At 71.8% G+C, this 17,289-nt stretch carries 18 protein-coding genes; 9 read left to right on the forward strand and 9 right to left on the reverse strand.

Features of this window, described 5'->3' with window-relative positions; translation table 11 throughout:
- The gene (locus ACFWM2_RS25165; RefSeq protein WP_383284029.1) at positions 1-207 is read left to right on the forward strand and encodes a DUF4236 domain-containing protein; all 207 of its coding nucleotides are present in this window, start codon (positions 1-3) and stop codon (positions 205-207) included.
- Entirely contained in the window at positions 197-442 is a 246-nt protein-coding gene (locus ACFWM2_RS25170; protein WP_383284032.1) for a hypothetical protein, read from the forward strand. The genes ACFWM2_RS25165 and ACFWM2_RS25170 overlap by 11 nt, the downstream gene beginning before the upstream one ends.
- 79 nt (positions 443-521) lie before the next feature.
- On the opposite strand, the gene ACFWM2_RS25175 is transcribed toward ACFWM2_RS25170, so the two are convergent.
- From ACFWM2_RS25175 to ACFWM2_RS25185, 3 genes are all read right to left on the reverse strand, one after another.
- Positions 522-722 (reverse strand): hypothetical protein, encoded by a 201-nt coding sequence (locus ACFWM2_RS25175; protein WP_383284035.1) that lies wholly within the window; start codon positions 720-722, stop codon positions 522-524.
- The gene (locus ACFWM2_RS25180; RefSeq protein ID WP_383284038.1) at positions 722-1,057 is read right to left on the reverse strand and encodes a hypothetical protein; all 336 of its coding nucleotides are present in this window, start codon (positions 1,055-1,057) and stop codon (positions 722-724) included. Before ACFWM2_RS25180 ends, ACFWM2_RS25175 begins: the two co-directional genes overlap by 1 nt.
- 142 nt (positions 1,058-1,199) lie before the next feature.
- Positions 1,200-2,033: a hypothetical protein gene (locus tag ACFWM2_RS25185; protein ID WP_383284041.1), complete on the reverse strand. Its 834-nt coding sequence runs from the start codon at positions 2,031-2,033 to the stop codon at positions 1,200-1,202.
- A 390-nt stretch (positions 2,034-2,423) separates the two neighbouring features.
- On the opposite strand from ACFWM2_RS25185, the gene ACFWM2_RS25190 reads away from it, so the two are divergent.
- The 7 genes from ACFWM2_RS25190 (at position 2,424) to ACFWM2_RS25220 (ending at position 7,904) form a co-directional block, all read left to right on the forward strand.
- Positions 2,424-2,609 carry a hypothetical protein gene (locus ACFWM2_RS25190; RefSeq protein ID WP_383284044.1) on the forward strand — a complete coding sequence of 62 codons (186 nt, stop codon included), beginning with the start codon at positions 2,424-2,426 and terminating at the stop codon, positions 2,607-2,609.
- 137 nt (positions 2,610-2,746) lie between these two features.
- Complete coding sequence (locus tag ACFWM2_RS25195) at positions 2,747-4,846, forward strand: bifunctional DNA primase/polymerase (protein ID WP_383284047.1); 2,100 nt, start codon at positions 2,747-2,749, stop codon at positions 4,844-4,846.
- 169 nt (positions 4,847-5,015) lie between these two features.
- The gene (locus ACFWM2_RS25200) at positions 5,016-5,246 is read left to right on the forward strand and encodes a hypothetical protein (RefSeq protein WP_383284050.1); all 231 of its coding nucleotides are present in this window, start codon (positions 5,016-5,018) and stop codon (positions 5,244-5,246) included.
- Positions 5,243-5,515, forward strand: coding sequence for a hypothetical protein (locus ACFWM2_RS25205; protein WP_383284052.1), 273 nt, complete (start codon positions 5,243-5,245; stop codon positions 5,513-5,515). Before ACFWM2_RS25200 ends, ACFWM2_RS25205 begins: the two co-directional genes overlap by 4 nt.
- Before the next feature lie 41 nt (positions 5,516-5,556).
- Positions 5,557-6,312, forward strand: coding sequence for a hypothetical protein (locus ACFWM2_RS25210; RefSeq protein ID WP_383284054.1), 756 nt, complete (start codon positions 5,557-5,559; stop codon positions 6,310-6,312).
- Positions 6,302-6,574: a hypothetical protein gene (locus tag ACFWM2_RS25215; protein ID WP_383284057.1), complete on the forward strand. Its 273-nt coding sequence runs from the start codon at positions 6,302-6,304 to the stop codon at positions 6,572-6,574. The genes ACFWM2_RS25210 and ACFWM2_RS25215 overlap by 11 nt, the downstream gene beginning before the upstream one ends.
- Before the next feature lie 349 nt (positions 6,575-6,923).
- Positions 6,924-7,904 (forward strand): methyltransferase domain-containing protein, encoded by a 981-nt coding sequence (locus ACFWM2_RS25220; RefSeq protein WP_383284060.1) that lies wholly within the window; start codon positions 6,924-6,926, stop codon positions 7,902-7,904.
- Between the two features lie 24 nt (positions 7,905-7,928).
- Here ACFWM2_RS25220 and ACFWM2_RS25225 read toward each other — a convergent pair whose 3' ends face one another.
- The 6 genes from ACFWM2_RS25225 to ACFWM2_RS25250 form a co-directional block, all read right to left on the reverse strand.
- The gene (locus ACFWM2_RS25225) at positions 7,929-9,329 is read right to left on the reverse strand and encodes an FHA domain-containing protein (protein ID WP_383284063.1); all 1,401 of its coding nucleotides are present in this window, start codon (positions 9,327-9,329) and stop codon (positions 7,929-7,931) included.
- Positions 9,330-9,402: 73 nt separating this feature from the next.
- Entirely contained in the window at positions 9,403-10,746 is a 1,344-nt protein-coding gene (locus ACFWM2_RS25230) for a VWA domain-containing protein (RefSeq protein ID WP_383284066.1), read from the reverse strand.
- A gap of 114 nt (positions 10,747-10,860) precedes the next feature.
- Complete coding sequence (locus tag ACFWM2_RS25235; protein WP_383284068.1) at positions 10,861-12,321, reverse strand: PP2C family serine/threonine-protein phosphatase; 1,461 nt, start codon at positions 12,319-12,321, stop codon at positions 10,861-10,863.
- A complete protein-coding gene (locus tag ACFWM2_RS25240; protein WP_383284071.1) occupies positions 12,322-14,886 on the reverse strand; it encodes a tetratricopeptide repeat protein in 2,565 nt (854 codons plus the stop codon). It abuts the gene before it with no gap.
- Positions 14,883-16,232 carry a hypothetical protein gene (locus ACFWM2_RS25245; RefSeq protein ID WP_383284074.1) on the reverse strand — a complete coding sequence of 450 codons (1,350 nt, stop codon included), beginning with the start codon at positions 16,230-16,232 and terminating at the stop codon, positions 14,883-14,885. The genes ACFWM2_RS25240 and ACFWM2_RS25245 overlap by 4 nt, the downstream gene beginning before the upstream one ends.
- Positions 16,233-16,261: 29 nt before the next feature.
- A complete protein-coding gene (locus ACFWM2_RS25250) occupies positions 16,262-17,275 on the reverse strand; it encodes a glutamate ABC transporter substrate-binding protein (RefSeq protein ID WP_383284077.1) in 1,014 nt (337 codons plus the stop codon).
- Positions 17,276-17,289: the final 14 nt, after the last annotated feature.

Consider the following 17,289-nt stretch of genomic DNA (forward strand, 5'->3'; position numbering starts at 1 on the left):
ATGACGGTCACGTTCCGCAAAAGCATCAAGATCCTCCCCGGCGTCCGGCTGAACCTGGGCCGGAAGTCGGTCAGCGTCACGGTCAAGGTCGGCCCGCTGAGCCGCACCTGGTCCACCACCGGCCGGACCACCACGTCTGCCGACCTGCCGGGCCCGCTCGGCTACCGGCGCACCACCACCCGAAGGAGCAACCGCCATGGCCAGTAACGGACGAGACAAGATGGGCATGGCCATGATCGTCTGCGGCTTCGTCGGCTTCCTGTACTTCAACGCACAGAGCGACCCGCAGGTGGCGGACACCGAGGTGTGCCGCAAGCAGGTCGGCATCAGCCAGGCCGAAGCCGTGCGCACGGCGGCCACCGACTTCCACCAGAACAGCGCGTACTCCCGCTGCCTCCAGCAGCGAGAAGGGAAGCGGCTGACGGACGACAGCCACAAGTAGAGCCCCACGCACAAGGAGCCCCGCCCGGGTACGCCCCGGCGGGGCTCCTTCGTGTTCAGCCGGCAAGCAGGCCGCCAGTTCAGGTGGGCCAGTACCGCCCTTCCTCCACCCGGACGATGGCGCACTCGCGCAGGTTCCGCAGCACCTGCGGCAACCAACTGCGCACGGTGGCCGAGTCGGTGGCGGCGAGAAGTTCGGCTGCCGTCAGCCCCGGGAACGCCCGGACCACCGCGAGCACCCGGCGCCGCTGCGCAGGGCTGATCGCCTCGGAGCCGCCCATCAGGAGAGGCCTGCCCGCACCAGGTGATCAACGACCTGCTCGCGGACGTCTTCAGGGAGTTCGGGCATCAGCTCTCCGAGGGTCTGCGCGTCGCCCCACGTCCACCGGCGGAGCACGATGTCCATGGCGGCCACGGCGTGCTGCGCTCGGGCGTCGGCCGCCGTGAGCTGAGACCGGGTGGCGTCCATGACCGAGGGCGCGGCCGGGACGGCGAGGGTGACGCCTGTCTCGGCCTCGATCACGCGGACCACGGCGGCCACGGCTTCGTCCGCCGCACGCTGGACGTCGGCGATGGCTTCGCGCCCGGCGGCCACGATCAGTTCACGTTGCTCCACGGTCAACTCCTCCTCGTAGGTCGGGGGTTGGAGATGCCGAGCCGGATCTGGACGCGGCTCCGCTCAGCCGGGGGCAGCTCGCCGTAGTGCAGGAGGCACGGGCGGATGTTGCGTCCCCCGCCGGTACAGGCGCATCCGGCGCTCATCGGCCGGTCCTCCGGAACGGGCGCGCCTGAGCGTCAATGACGGCGTGCTTCGCGCACTGGTGGGTGGCGTCGCAGTCGCACCCAGCGGGCCACTTGGACGCTGCCCGGAAGGCACCACGCTGACGGGCCTGAGTCGTCGCTGAGGCGACCACGGCGGGGTTGAGGGGGGCGTACCCCTGGGTCGCCGTCCGCAGCCGCTGAGCGGCCGTACGGGCGGCGTCCTGGGCTGCGCTGAACTCCGCTGCCGCACGGTCCTGTTCGGCCTGCTGGCGCTTGGCGTTCTCGGCGAGCCGGAGCCGGTCGAGTTCCCGGCGGCGGGCGGCTGCCTCGGCTGCCCACGCCCCACGGTCGGCTGTGCACGCCTCACCCAGCAGGACCCGGTGGGCCTCGTCGTCGCGCGGGGCCCGGGTGCCGTGCACGGCCGCGCCCATGCGCGCCCAGCATGTCGGACACCCGCCGCCTTTGCGGAGCTTGTTGCGGCTCGCCGCTGCCTCAAGGACGTCTCGACCGAAGATGGCGAACGCGTCGGTGGGCAGCAGCCGGAGCGCCCTGCGTCCGACGACGCGGCCGGTGAAGGAGACCCGTCCGTCTGCGTCCGCCGGTGGGTGCAGGGTCGCGTCCACGCTCCGGGCGAGCGCGGACAGGTCGCCCCGGCGACGCAGGGCCTCGGTCCGGCGCTCGGTGGCGAGCCGCTGCACGGAGGCCAGGGACACCCGGGCGGGGGCGGAGCCGGGCAGCTGCGCGAGGCGCCCGGCGTGCATCGCCTCGTACGCGGCGACGGAGGATATGGAGAGCGAACGGGCTGCGTCGGCGACGGGTATTGATTCCATTGGGGTGTGCCCCTTATTCAGCGGCGACGGGTTACTAAAGCAGAGGGTACGCTTTCTTTGGACGCGCCCCGTAGCCCTCCGGCCGAGTGAATACGGGGTGCGTCCCTTTCTATTTAGTGAATCCAGAGCCGGCAGCTGTCGGGTGCTTGTTTAGTTAAAACACAAGACCTTTACAAGCTCGGTTTCCGGGAGCGTTTACCGGGTGGAATTGGCCGGGCATAATAGGGGTAGACCCGCACGCTCCTGGGAGCCGATACGGCCGGAGCGTGCGGCGGGACCAGCCGGGCACAGACCCGTGGGGGATGCTCACCCCGTCCCGAGGCTCAGCCCGCAGTGTGGAACGGGAAGGCACCCGGGGCCACGAAGATCACTCATCTTCGTGGAGCCTTCATGCCCCGGAAGTACACCGTCAGCGAGGCCGTCCTCGAACGGAATCGCAAGGGCGGGAAAGCCGTGCACGCGACGCTCGACGCCTACGTCAAGCGGATCGTCGACCGCGCCCCGGAACTCACCGACGAGCAGATCGAAAAACTGCGTCCGCTGTTGCGTCCGGTCAACGGGGGGTCGGCGGAATGAGCCAGACACACGAAAGCCGCCCCCTTGCTCAAGGGGAGCGGCTCCCGGAAGTGGATCGCGCCAACGACTCCGAGATAATCGTACCCCGGCCTGTCGGCGATAAAGCTAATTCGACGACGTATGACGGGGCGGTCGCCGTGGCTGACCCTTTCGACACCCCGCAGAGTGGCGGGCCCTTCAAGCGTGCCGGACGGGTGTACGCGCCCCTCGGATACACGGGCATGGTCCCGGTCAACGCCTCGGACAAGATGCTCGCCCTGAAGGGCGTGACGGGCAGGGACGGCGTCCAGACCACGCCCGAGCAGTACACGGGCCCGGACGCGGTGCGTATGTACGGGGATCACAACATCGGCTGGAGGCTCCCGCTCGGGATCATCGGCCTGGACGTGGACCAGTACGAGGACAAGCACGGGGCGGACCAGCTCGCGGAGCTTGAGTCCCGGCTCGGACCCCTCCCGGCCACCTGGTCGTCCACGTCGCGCGGCGACGGACCGAGCCGGATCTACTTCTTCCGGGTGCCCGAGGACTGCGGTGAGCTGAGGGGCAACGCGGCCCCGGACATCGAGGTCATCCAGCACCACCACAGGTACGCGATCGTGTGGCCGTCCGTGCACCCGAGCGGCCGGGAGTACGCCTGGTACAACGGGCGGCGCTCGGACACCCCTCCGGCCCTGGACCAGTTCGCCGCGCTGCCCCAGGCCTGGCTCGACGACCTGTCCAAGCCGCAGCGGGAGAACGGTCCCGGGGCAGGTCTGGACGTGGACACCTTCACGGACACGTACACGAAGGAATCGGACCCGGCACGGGTGGCCCGGATCAGGGAGTCGTTCGACTCCCGGGGCGGATGCCGACACGACACCATGCTCAAGGCACTCGGGTGGGCGGCGCGTTCGGCGGCCGAGGGCAAGGTCAGTGCGGCCGGTGTGTTCGATCTCCTCGAAGCGGACTGGAAAGCGGCCACGGGCGGGGGCCGGGAGGCAGAGTTCACGGACCTGCTGGAGCGGGCCGTGGCCGACGCACCGGACCCGGCAGGGGACGCCGAGGCGCCGGAGCCGACCGAGCTGGAGGTGTTCGCTCCGGACGTCAGCCCGGCCGTCCGGGAGGCCGCCGAGAGGATGCTGGAGTACAAGGCGGCTCAGCGGCTCGTGAGCCAGTGGGAGGCGAGCCAGCGGGCCACAACCACCATGACCGTCTCGCAGGCCCTGGACGCCGTGCTGAGCGGGGAGGCGGCGGTCATCCCGACCGTGGCCCGGCTGGCGGGCACAGGGGCGGGCGGACTGTTCTATCCCGGGCTCGTGAACGGGGTCTACGGAGACGCCTCGGTCGGCAAGTCGGTCATCCAGGCCGAGGTGGAGGCCCGCATCCTCGCCGACGGTGGGATCGTCGTGCACTGGGAGTTCGACAACAACCCGGTGATGGTGATCGTGGCCCGGCTGCTTCACGCCGGTGCGGCGGCCGAGGACATCCGGGGCCGGTTCCACGTGCTGTACTCCACGCTCGACCGCGACGCCCTGACGGCTGACGTGCAGCGCGCGGTCAAGCTCGTGACCCTGGACGCCCTGAACCCGGCGGTCACGTCGCTCGGGGGCGACCCCTACCACCCCGGCGGCATCGACAACGCGGTGCGGGAGTTCTTCGCGCCGTTCACTCTGCACGGCGCGTGCGGGGTGTTCGTGGACCACGTCGGCCACGAGTCCAAGGACCGTCAGGCGGGCTCCATCCGCAAGGCACAGGCGGTACAAGGCGCCCTGTACGAGTGCCAGTTCGAGGCCCCGCTGAAGCCCGGCCTGACGGGGCGTACGCGGCTCATCCTCCGCAAGGACAACCAAGGCGCCCTCGGGGATCAGGTCGGCAAGACCGTCGCCACGGCCGTCATGACCTCGGAGGCGGAGAAGGGCGCTCCGGCTGGGCCTGTGCGGACCGTGTTCGAGTCGCCGGACCCGTTCGTCCCGGAGGAGAAGGAGGAGCCGAAGTGGACGGACGAGGACCGCATCGAGTGGGTCATCCGAAAGATGGACGAGGCCGGGGTGCCCACGGGGCGCGGCATCAACGAGACGCACAAGTGGATGGACGGCGAAGGGGTCAAGATCCCCCTTCGCAAGAACCTCAAGGACCGTGCGATCAAGGCCCGAAACCACAGGGCTGAAAAGCAGGCGGCGGTACCCGATACCGGAGGGGGTCCTACGGACCCCCCACCGCTCCGGGTATCAGGGGCGGTACCGAGTGATACCCGGTGATACCCGGATCTTGGGTATCACCATAAGCCCTGGTCAGAGCCTCGAACGGGCGGTACCGATACCCGCCGGAACTGATACCCGGTATCGGTACCCGGGTATCAGTTCGGCCCCCTGATACCCGAGGGCGGGTATCACCCCCAACCAAGATCGACGAGAAGGAGGAACGATCATGGGCCGACGTAAGCCCAACAAGCCCCGCCGGGAGCGCCCGGAGCCGATGGCGGCGCGGCTCGCCTCTGCGTACGAGTGCGGGCACTGCAACAGCACCACCCGTACGACGAAGGACGAGCGTGGCATCAACCACCTGTGGATCAGTCACGACGACGGCTGCCCGGTGCTCGCCGGGACGCTGCCCTCCGCACCCGACATGGTGCGCGCGGCCCAGGAGGCCCGGTCATGACCACAGCCCTGATCGACGCCTGCACGGAGGCCCGGGACCGCTACGCCGCCCGGGTCTCCAAGCCCCGGCCGGAGGACTTCCCGTGCCGGTGGTGCCACGCTCCCGTCGGCCGCCCGTGCGTGATGCGCGTGCGCGGGCGCACAGGGCCTCACCGCCCCCGAGGCGATTGTTGGACCCGGGCGCTCGACGCCTGGCACCTCGCCGCCGAGAACGCCTGCGACAACGCCGTCAACGTGCTGTGCGAGCTGGCAGACGCCCTCACCCCCTGAGCCCCACCCGCCCCACTGGCCAAGCACAGAAAGGCAAGCACATGGGTGCACCACCGCAGCTCCGCCGCCGCCGGGCAGCCACCGCCGAGCGGGACGAGAAGATCTTCAAGCTCAAGGTTCGCGGCCTCACCGAACGTCAGATCGCCAAGGAGGTCAGCCTGAGCCCCGGTCGCGTCCACGCGATCATCGAGCAGCGCATCGCCGCCCATCTCGGGCCGGTCGTGGGCTCGATGGTCGCCGTTCGGGACGCAGAGCTCTCTGACCTCTGGCTCAAGGCGCAGGCACAGTACGCCGCAGCCAACGACCCTGACACCAAGCTCAAGGCGATCAACACCCTGCGTGCGGTCAACGAGTCCCGCCGCCGTCTGCACGGTGCGGACGCCCCCGAGGCGCTCACGGTCTCCCTGGAGCACCGCATCAGCGAGGAGTCTGCGGAGGTGGTGGAGGCGATCATGGCCGGGTTCGCTGCGGTAGGCCTGCCGCCCGACCGGCGGGCGTACGGCCTGGAGGCCGCCGCCGGACGCCTCAAGGCCCTGGAGGGCGGTGAGTTCACCCCGCCTGAGCCCATGCCCCCGCTGGCCGTCGCACCCACGCCGTACACCGAGGACGGGGTCCTGTACATCGACGGGCCGGACGGGCTGCGCTACAGGGTCGCGGCCGTGGAGCCTCAGCGAGCGCCCACGGTGGCGCAGCTTGCCTTGCCGCCGGGCCGGAGCGACCGCCCGCCGGACGACGCGGACGACATCCTGTCCCGGGCCCGTGCCCTGCTCGACGAGGAGGACGACGGTGAGGACTAGGCGCACCATCCGGGCGGACCTGACCGCCGAACTCTCCCTGGAGACTCCTGACTTGGAGCGCGTGGCGGAGCTGTCCGCCGAGCTGGAGCGGGCCCGTCGGCGCCGTACCCGCCCTGAGCGCACCCCGGCCGCCCAACGCCCCGTTGCCCCGCCCGCCGTGGCCGACGCGGACGCGGAGGCGATCAAGTCGTGGCCCCCGGAGCTGCGCGCCCGGCTGCACGACCGTGCCCTGACGCGGGTGATCATGCCGTGGCGGGACTGACTACGCTCCGGAACCGGCTGCCGGGCCTCTTCACGCACCCACTCTGAGCTGGGCGTTCAGCGGTAGCTCAAAGTTGTTACAAACGGCCCGTGCATTACCGAGGACTCAAGGCTTAGGACCACTCACCTCCGAAGGACGGTTTCCGGCCGGCTCCGTGGGCAGTGGCTTCCGTGGGCACTGGCTGAGGTGCGGATCCCGCGGGCAGCGGCTTCCGTGGGCACCGGCTGACGTACGGCTTCCGTGGGCAGTGGCTGACGTACGGATCCCGTGGGCAGTGGCTGAGGTACGGATTCCGGATCGGCCGAGTCCGGCGCTCGCCTCCCGGCCCGGCGCGCAGCACAGTGGAGGTATGGGTGCGCACGCTCTCGACCACGACCTGGACGACCTCGCCGCCTCGGCGCGGGCGGCACTGGTGCGCGAGATCGACGCGAGCGGGGCCTGGGACGCCGACCCGGTGTGGCGGTCGGCGTTCGAGGCCGTCCCGCGTCACCTCTTCGTGCCGTACTACTACGTGGGCGTCATGGGCGGCCACGAGCGGAGGTGGGGAGAGGACCCCGACCCGCACCGGCGGGAGGCCTGGCTGCGCGGTGCGTACGCCGACGTCCCGCTGGCCACCCGGATGCGGGACGGGGAGCTGGTCTCCTCCAGCAGCCAGCCCTCGCTGATGGCGAAGATGCTGACCGAACTGGAGGTGCGGGACGGGGACGCGGTCCTGGAGATCGGCGCCGGCACCGGATACAACGCGGCCCTGCTCGGCCACCGCCTCGGCGACGACCAGGTCACCACCGTCGACCTCGACCCGGAGATCACCGAGTCCGCCCGGCGCCATCTGGCCACCGCCGGTCACCACCCCGCCGTCGTCACCGGCGACGGCGCGCGCGGAGTTCCCGAGCGCGCGCCCTTCGACCGGATCATCGCGACCTGCACAATGACCTCGATCCCGCGCCCCTGGCTCGCCCAGTGCAGGCCGGGCGCCCGGATCCTCGCTCCGCTGGCCACCGGTCTGATCGCCCTGCGGGTGCGGGAGGCCGGGTACGCCGAAGGGCACTTTCTGCACACCCCGGCCTTCTTCGTGCCGCTGCGCGGCGACACCCCGCCCGAACCGGAGCCGCCGCGGCTGGGCGGCCTGCCGTACTGGGCCAGGACCGACGACCTGTTCCGGTTCCTGACGATCCTGACGGCGGGCAGCCTCGATCCGTACGACGCGTACGCCCTGTGGGAGCGCGAGCACCAGCCGGTGCGCGAACGGTACGGAGTCACGGTCAGCGGCGCGGACGCCTGGGCGTGGCTGGACGACCCCCAAGGGCCCTACGCCTGGCCGCTGCCGTGATCCCCGTACGCGTACGAGAGGGGCTCAGCCCCGGCGGATGGTGATCGTCGTCCAGGCTCCGACGTGCACCCGGTCCCCGTCCTGAAGCGGTACGGGGACGAACGGCTGGATGGGCTCCTCGCCGCCGTTGACCGTGGTCCCGTTGGTGGAGTTCTGGTCGACGACCGCCCAGCTGCCGTCCGGCTGCTGGACCAGGACCGCGTGCTGGTGCGAGACGCCCGGGTCCTCCGGCGGCACCGACAGATCGATGTCGGGGATGTCGCCGGTGGAGTGGCGGCGCCGGCCGATGGTCAGCTGGTTGCCGATGAGCGGGCGCTGCTGCTCGGGCGAGTACGCGGGCAGGTTGAGACCCGCGGCCTCCGGTCCCGAGCGCTGCATCATCGCCATGAAGTACGCGCGGTCGGGGCCGATCGTCGCGGTCCAGGTCAGCGGCTGCTGCTGATAGCCGGGGCCTGGGCCCGGCGGGGCCTGGGTGGCGGCGGCCTGCGGATAGCCGTAGCCACCCTGCGGTGCCTGTGGCTGTGCCTGCGGCTGGCCCTGACCCTGGTGCTGGCCTTGGTGCTGGCCTTGCTGCTGACCGGGACCGCCCGGGCCACCGGGCGTGCCGTTCGACGGCGGCGGGATCACCCAGTCGTCCTCGCCGAAGGCCGGGCCGCCACGGTGCCCGGGAGCCTGCGGCTCCTGCCGCTCTCCCGGGAACACGGGCGGAGCCGGCGGCCCCGCCTGCTGGAACGCCTGCGGAACACCGGGACCACCCTGGCCACCGGGACCCTGGCCACCGGGACCGCCCGCGCTGCCGGGCGTCGGCCCGGGCGGCGGCGGAACCGGCCGCGAGGGGTCGCCGCCGAAGGCCGAAGGACCGGGGCGCGAGGGATCGCCGCCGAAGCCGGGGGGACCGGGCGGGCCGGAGGGGCCCGACGGGTCCTGGCCGTACGGCGGGATCGGCTCGGCGGGCCGGTTCACCTGCGAGGGCCGGGAGCTCTGGTAGTCGTACGAGTCACCGCCGCCGAAGGACGGGCCGGGCGGCTGCGGGAACCGCTGCGCCTGGCCCGGACCACCGGGACCGGGGGCTCCCTGACCGGGAGCTCCCTGACCGGGGGCCGGCGGACGCGGCGCCGCCGGGGTGTACGAGGTCGCGGTGTTGGTCAGGAAGTTCCACCGGCACTCCTCGCAGAACGGCGCACCGCCCTCGCGGGGCGTGCGGCACTGCGGGCAGAGCTCCGGCTCGGGTCCGGGTCCGGCCGAGAGGTGCTGCTGGCGCCCGCCCGCACCGGGCGGCGGCGGGGGCGAACCAGGCGGCGGATAGCCGTAACCGGCGGGGGGCGGTGGCGGAGGGGGCGGGGGCACGGCACCGGCCATGCGGTGACCGCAGACCTCGCACCAGTCGTCGGAACCCGACTGGTGTCCGTTCGGGCAGGTCGGCATGTCGGCGCTTCCCCCTCTCCTTTTCCGGCCGTTATGACCGGGTTTCTCCGTAATCCCTGAGGATCCGGGCTCGCTACTTCTTTACACGAACAGTCTTTGTGGACCGTGTCTCAAGGGTCATTTCGTCGGCTTCCTCGACCCTTGCCTTCAATCGCACAGTACCTGCCGCGGCATCGACCACGTCCACCACCTTCGCAAGCAGTTTCGCCGTATCGGCATTCCCCGACGCGCTCGCGAGCTGAACGGCACGGCCCAGCTTGGCTGTTGCTCCGTCGACATCTCCCAGTTTGCGCGCATCGAGACCTTGTTGGATGACTTGTGCCAGTTCCGCCTGGCCTGTGTAGTGCGCGACCTGAGGGTTGATCGACGTCGACGCCACCATGTCCTCGGTCCACACGGCCCGTACGAGACCCTGCGCGCCGAGGTTCTGCACGCTTCCGTCGCTCTGCGGGATCACCAGGGAGACCCGGGCGGCGAGCATCTCCTGGCCGATGTCGGCCGTGGGGACCTCCACGCACACGTGGTAGTCACGGGACTCGTCGCCCCAGGAGCCGGTGGGATAGTCGCCGGCGCGCGGGCCCGCCTCGGTGCGGCGCTCGGTCAACTCCTCGACCGTGGGGGCCACTTGCTTGACGAACTTGATCTCCGTGCCGACCGGCGTCCACAGCCGCAGCGCGACGTCCGCGACCTCCTTGCCCATGGCCGTCTCCATCATCTGCGTGAAGTCGGCGGACAGGGCGGCCGGATCGGCGACGATGTCGGCGGTGCCGAGCAGCGCGGAGGCGATCCCCGTGACCTCCTTGACCTCCCAGTCCGTGCCGACACCGCGCGCGTCACAGGTGAAACGACCCGCGCAGGAGTCCAGGGCGGCCTTCAGGTCCTCCGGTGACTCGTGCTCGTTGCGGCCGTCGGTGAGCAGGATGCCGTGCCGTATCGAGACGTCGGCCGAGGACAGCAGACGGTCGGCGAGACGCAGCCAGGTGCCGATCGCGGTGCCGCCGCCGGCGCTCAGCCTGCGCAGGGCCTGCTTGGCCTGCTCGCGGGTCCCCGCGTCGGCCACCGCGAGCCGGCCGCCCGCCGGGAAGATCTCCTTGGCGACATGCGTGCCGCCGATCACCGCGAAGTGCACACCGTCACGGACGGCGTCGATCGCGGCGGCCGTCGCCTCCCGCGCGCCGCGCATCTTGGCCGACGGATAGTCCATCGAGCCCGAACAGTCGACCATGATGGCCACGGCCGCGTCCGGGGCCTGGCCCGCGGTGTACAGCGGGGCGGCGACGACGCTTCCGACGGTGCCGCCACCGGTCGCGCTCACCGTCACGATCGCGTTGACCTCGCGGCCGCCCTCGGGCAGGTACTCGTTCTGGTACACGTCCACCGAGAACTGCGGCACATTCGACTTCGAGAAATTGGCCATGCCTTCTCTGCTCCCCCTAGCGTCCCGCGCCGCCCGGGTGTCCCACGGCGGGCGGAATGACGACGATGTGCGGACCGGTCCCCTCCGGTCCGCGGCCGTTCCCGTGCTGCGGCCTCAGGCCGATCCTGCCCCCTGCGGCGGGGCGGGGAACGGCAGGACGGCCACTGTTACGTTGTCGTGGCCCCCGCCGTCCAGCGCGTGGCCGACCAGCACCTGGGCGCTGTGCAGCGGCCGTTCGGCGGCGTCGAGCGGCACGACCTCGGCCATGTCCTCGGCCGCCTCCGCGTAGTTCCACAGTCCGTCGGTGCACACCACCACTACACCCGGCCGGTCCGGCTTGAAGGAAGCGGTGTGCGGCTCCAGTTCGTACGCGTCCGCGCCGAGCCAGCCGGTGATCGCGTGGGCGCGCTCGTCGGCGTACGCCTCCGCCTCGTTCATCAGGCCCGCGGCGACCATCTGCGCGGCCCACGAGTCGTCCTCGGTCAGCCGGGCCGGGGGCGAACTGCGGTCGACCGGGATCCAGTAGGCGCGGCTGTCGCCGACCCAGCCGACGACCAGCAGGCTGGTGGTGATGACGGCGCCGACGAAGGTGCAGGCGGGCGCGTTCTGGTGCGGGCTGTGCTCGCGGGCCGAACCGGGCTCCTCGGCGAGGGCGTTGACCGCGTGCGACGCCGCGACGATCGCCTCGTGCATGGCCTGTTGCGGGTGGGTGCCGAGCGGGAGGGTCTCCAGCAGGGCCTCACCGCCCGCGCGGGACGCGGCGAGGGACGCCTCGTCGGGGCGGGTGGCCGAGGAGACGCCGTCGCAGACGATCGCGACGACGGCGGGCGAGCCGTCGGGCAGCGCGATCGAGGAGACGGCGAAGGCGTCCTCGTTGCGATGGTGGCGCAGACCCCGGTCGCTGACCGCGGCGACCGCGGCCAGCTCCTGCTCCATGTGGTCCCGCTCGCGCGGCTGGGCGTGGCCGCAGTTCTCGCAGTAGCCGTCCCGGTCGACATGGCCCGCACGGCAGGCCACGCAGAGCTTGGTGCCGGCGGGCGGTGTCGGGAGATCGGCGGTACGCGGATCGGCGGGCGCTTCGTCCGGCGGAGCCAGCGGGTACTCGTCCGGCTCCGAGGGCCTGTCGAACCGTACGCCGGAGGACTCGCCGGGGGCGCCGGCGGCGGAGGCGGCAGTGGCCGCGGGTGCTCCAGCGGCGGCTGGTACGCCCGGGGCGGGCGCTGCGCCCGGAGCGGCCGATGCGTCCGGAGCGGCCGATGCGTCCGGGGCGTGCTGGGCGTGCGGCAGTGCCGACCCGCCCGAGTCCGTGCCCGGGAGGTCCGTCGGCAGATGCAGCGGCGCGGGCTGGTCGGAGCTGTCCCGCTCGGAGGCGACGGGCCAGTCCACCGACGCGGCTTCCGCGGGAGGCCGTGGCGCCGTGCCGTTCATGGTGATCGTCGGGGTGTCCTGCGGCGGCGCGGGCACCGCCGACAGGTCGAACCCGCAGGCACCGCAGAAACGGTCACCCGACTCCAGGGGCTCCTCGCAACTGGGGCACCGCGAAAGAGCCGTCGGCTGGGGCATCTGGGACATCACTTACACCCACGTCCGGGGGCGGTAACGATTGGCGCGTTCCACCAGGTCGATCCTTTCCTCGCCGCCCCGCGCGAGCCGGGCCAGCGTCCGGTACGAACGCTCCAGGCCGAAGCGGAGGCCGCGTTCGTCCAGCTCGCTGCCGAGCAGCGCACGTCCACCGCCCACGACCGGCGCGGAACCCTGGCTACCGGAGAGTACCCAGTCCAGCGCGCAGCCAAGGACCTCTGTGGACAACTGCTCGCGTCGGACCGCGTCGAGGCCGTATCCGTCGAGTGCCTCGACCTGTCCCGCCGCCGCGGTCAGGTCGTCCAGGAAGGGCGGCGCCGCGGCCTCCTCGGCCATGCGGTGCCGCAGCCGCGCCCGGACGGCCGCGACCCGCGCCGCGGTGTAGTGGATCGACGACTCGGGCACCGACTCAAGCGTCCTGACGGCGCCGCGCCGGTCGCCCGCCGCCAGCTGCACCCGGGCCAGGCCGAACGCGGCACTGACATAGCTGGGGTCGGTCGTCCACACCAGGCGGTAGTACTCGGCCGCGTTGTCCAGCTGTCCCAGCACCTCCGCGCACACGCCGAGCGCCAGCTTGGGCGCGGGCTCGCCCGGGAACGCGTCGTAGATCGCGTCGAAGGACAGCGCCGCGGCCTCGTGGTCGCCGGTGGCCAGCGCGGCCGTACCCCGGTACCAGACCACCCGCCAGTCGTCGGGCCGCTGTTCCTCCAGCCGGACCAGGGCGTCGAGCGCGGTGTACGCGTCGCCGTTCTCCAGCCAGGCCCGGATCTGCCGCAGCCGGGTCTCCACCGACTCGCTGGGCGCGGCCGCGAGCGCGGTCACCAGCTCCGCGGGCGCGGACGCCATGAGCCCGGCGAGGAAGCCGGCGTTCGGGTCGCTCGGATCGACCCGGGGCACGGGCAGCGCGAGGGCGGTGGCAGCGGTGTTCAGCGGTTTGACCAGGGTGGCCGCCGGGGGTGGCGGCGCAGGCAGCGGTCCGCCGTTCGTCCCGGCCGGCAGCTGGGGGGCGGCCCTGCCGGCGCGTACGGGCACGGCCCGCGCCCCGAGCCGGGACACGTCCCCGTCCAGTCGGCCGAACAACTCCGTGTCCGTGACCTTCAGTTCGGGCCCGAAGAGGGTGGACAGGGCCGGGCGGGCGCGGCCCGTCTGCAGCGAGACCACCTCGCGCAGCACGCCGGTCAGCTGCTCGGCCATCTCCTGAGCGGAGGCGAACCGGCGGGCCGGGTCCGGGTCGGTGGCCCGCACCAGCAGTCGGTAGAAGGACTCGTACTGGCGGAAGACCTCGATGTTGCCGGGGTCGGGCAGGGAGTCCACGAAGACGTTCGTATAGCCCTGGAAGTCGAAGGTGAGGACGGCGAGGGTGCGCGCGACCGTGTACAGGTCGGAGGCGACCGACGGGCCGACCTCGGCCACCTCCGGCGCCTGGTAGCCCACCGTGCCGTAGATGGCCGACTCGTCGTCGTCCATCCTGCGCACCGCGCCCATGTCGATCAGCTTCAGCTGATCCTCGGTCTGGATCGCGTTGTCGACCTTGAAGTCGCAGTACAGGAGGTTGCGGCTGTGCAGATGGCCGAGCGCCTCAAGGGCCTCGATGCCGTACGCGCACGCCTGCTCCACCGGCAGCGGATCGCGCTTCCCGGCCGCCGTGCGACGTCCGTTGGCGATCTCCTTGAGGGACTTGCCGCCGACGTACTCCATGACGATGTAGCCGTCGAGGGAGCCGGTGCGCTGGTCGAGGTGCTCGACGAAGTTGTAGATGCGGACGATGTTCGCGTGCTCGATCTCGGCGAGGAACCGGCGCTCGGAGATCGCCGCTTCCATCGCGTCCTGGTCGCCCGTGTCGAGGAGGCCCTTGAGGACCACCCAGCGGTCGGAGACCGCGCGGTCGACGGCGAGATAGACCCAGCCGAGGCCGCCGTGCGCGAGACAGCCCACGACCTCGTACTGGCCGTGCACGACGTCGGCCGTGTGCAGCTTCGGCACGAACGAGTACGGGTGGCCGCACTTGGTGCAGAAGCCCTCCGTGCGCCCCGCCCGCTCACCGCGCGAACGGCCCACCGGGGCACCGCAGTCGGAGCGCGAGCAGAACCGCTTGCGCTCGGGCACCTCCGGGTTCTCCAGCACCATCTGGCGCGGGTCCGGGCGCGGCACACCCGGCACCTGCACCAGGCCGACGCCGAGACGGCCGCGGCTGGAGGAGCTCGCCGCCGTGCCCGAGCTGCGCACGGACACCGACCGCGAGGACGAGCCGCCCGAGAGCGAGCGCGACAGCCGGCCCGACACCGAGCGCCGGGACTGCGAGGACCGCGACGACGTCCGCGAGCTGGCGCGGGAACTGCCCCGTGCGCTACTGCGCGAACTGCTGCTGCGGGAACCGCGCGAGCCCCTGCCGCCGGCCGTGATCCCGGTCGGCGGCGACCCCACCATGCCGTTCGACGAGACGACCGGGGCCAGACCGCACGTGTCGCAGTACAGCTCGCCACCGCCCACGTCCTCGTACGACCCCGAGCAACCGGGCCGCTGGCACTTGCGCTGCTCCTGTACGGGTTGCTGACTCACGATTCCCCCCTCCCGTCGGCGTCGCCCACCCGGTGGGCCCGGTCGCGGGGCTCGCCCTGCTCCGGAATCCGCGGACTGAGCACGTCGGCGGCCGCGTGCTGATAGCGCAGCACCGCGTCCTCGGCGACCCGCAGATCGCAAGGCGCGCTCCACAACATCCGCCGCGCCGCGTCGTAGCGCTCGACGAGGAACGGGTCCTCCGCGAAGCCGTGCCGGGCGACCTTCGCCTTGTACGCGTCGAGGCGGCCGCGCAGCTCGGCGCGGACCGCGAGCGGCGCGGTGACCGCCGTCAACGACTCGCGGGCGCGCAGCAGTTCGTCCTCCGCCTTCTCCTCCAGCGACTCCAGGAGCGGCGAGAGCCGGTGCCACTGCGCGTGCCGCCGGTACTCCGAGGCCCTCGCCAGCTGCTCCTGCAACGCGGTCGACGGACCGCTGACGGCCGGCACCTCGGAGGCGGCGATCTTCGCCAGCACCTCGCCCCGCGCGCTGCGGGCCTCGGCGAGGGTGCGGTCCGCGCGGCTCAGGGTGTCCCGCAGCCTGAGCAGCCGCGCCTCCGCGTCCTGCCGGACGGTGAGCACCGCGTCGATCTCCCGGCGCACGTCCTCCAGGGCGCGCGCCTCACGGTCGTACGTCGTGGTGTCCGGGCGGCCGCCACCGGGCGCCGAACTCCCTTGCGCGGGCCGCCAGAAGGCCAGCGGGTCGGACACCACGCGTTCGCGCAGCGAGGTCAGCGTGCGCGTGATCCGCTCCAGGTCGTCACCCGAGGGGTGCTCTCCGGGGCGTACTCCGACGGAGTGCGCGAGCCGGCGGGTGCGCTGGAGCTCCGCGGCCAGTAAATCGATCCGGGCGGGCAGCGCCGACCAGACGGCGTCCGCCGCGACGACCATGTCCAGCGAGGTCGCGTACAGCTCGTTCATCCGCTCCACGAGGGCGGCCAGCGAGAACCGTTCGCTGAGCTTGCCGGTGCCGGCGAGCGTCGGCGCGTTCGCCGTGGCCGTCGCGCTGCCGGCGACCGTGACGCTCTCGCCGCGCAGCAGCTCGGTCAGTTCGACCAGGTCCTCACGGCTCGACCAGCGCCGCCGCGAGCGGATGTTGCGGGCGTCGCGCAGCGCGTCCGAGTACGCGTCGAAGTACGCCCACAGCAGGGTGATCGACGCCTCGGCGGCCGTCCAGCGCTCCTTGGTCGTGCCCGTGAGCTCGGCGCCTTCGAGGAGTCTGCGGCCCGCGTGGTCCTGCAGGGCGAGGAGCGAGGTCTCGATGGCCTCGTGCTCCGCGCCGAGCCGCGCCAGCGCACGGTCCACCTCGTCCCGGTCCATCACCGGCCCGGGGGGTCCCGTGACGCCCATCGATCACCTCTCGCTCTCGGTCGTTGCTTCTAGTGGGCGGCGGGCGGCTTGGACGACGGCGAGTCGGACTTCAGCGTGGCGGAGAGCCACTTGTCGTACGACGTCTGCCAGCCGCTCTTGCGGTAGTCCACAAGGACTTGGTTGACCCGGCGGACCAGATCCTCGGCGTCCTTGTTCATCGCCACACCGTAGTACTCGGTGGTGAAGGTGGTGCCCTTGAGTTCGACCGTCGGGTCCTGGGCGGCCTGGCTCGCGGCGAGCGCGCCGTCGGTCACCACGGCGTCGACCTCACCGAGCTGCAGCCGGACCAGGCAGTCGAGTTGGTTCGGGACCGTGGTGGAGATGTCGGCGGAGCCGGCGAGTTCCCCCGCCTTCCTGTCGGCGTCCAGCTTGTCGTAGGCGGTCGAACCCGTCGCCGTGCAGATCTTCTTGTCCGCGAGGGACTTGTCGTATCCGGTGATCTTCGAGGTCTTGGGGGCGAGCACCTGCTGGCCGGTCACGAAGTACGGGTCGGAGAAGGTCACTTCGTCGAGCCGCTTGCAGGTGATCGTCATGGTGCGGACCACCATGTCGACCCGGCCCTTCTGGATGGCCTCGATGCGCTGGTTGGTGGGGATGGCGCGGAAGCGGACCTTGGCCGGGTCGCCGAGGATCTCGCCGGCGATCCGGTGCGCGAGGTCGATGTCGAAGCCCTCCAACTCGACGTCCTCGTCGGTGTTGTTCGGGTCCCGGTAGCCCCAGCGGTAGCTGTTCTGGTCGACGCCGACCGAGAGATAGCCGCGGTCCTTGATGGCGGTGATCGTCTTGCCGCTCTCGCTGCCGGACGGGGCGGGGCTCAGGTCCTCGGGGTGGTCAACGCACTTCTCCGCCCTCGCCTGGGTGCCCTGGGCCACGCCCTGGCCGCCGACGCCCGTGCTGCCGTCCCCGCGCGCGTGGGCCAGCGGGAGCAGCAGCGCGAAGACCGCGGTCAGGGCACAGGCGATCGCCATCGCGCCGACACCGCCCCAGCCCTTCAGGCTCGCCCTGAGCCGTCGTGCGGCCATGGCCGCTCCTCCCC

It is taken from the genome of Streptomyces sp. NPDC058371 (genome assembly GCF_042723265.1).
In the GTDB taxonomy this organism is placed as follows: Bacteria; Actinomycetota; Actinomycetes; order Streptomycetales; family Streptomycetaceae; genus Streptomyces.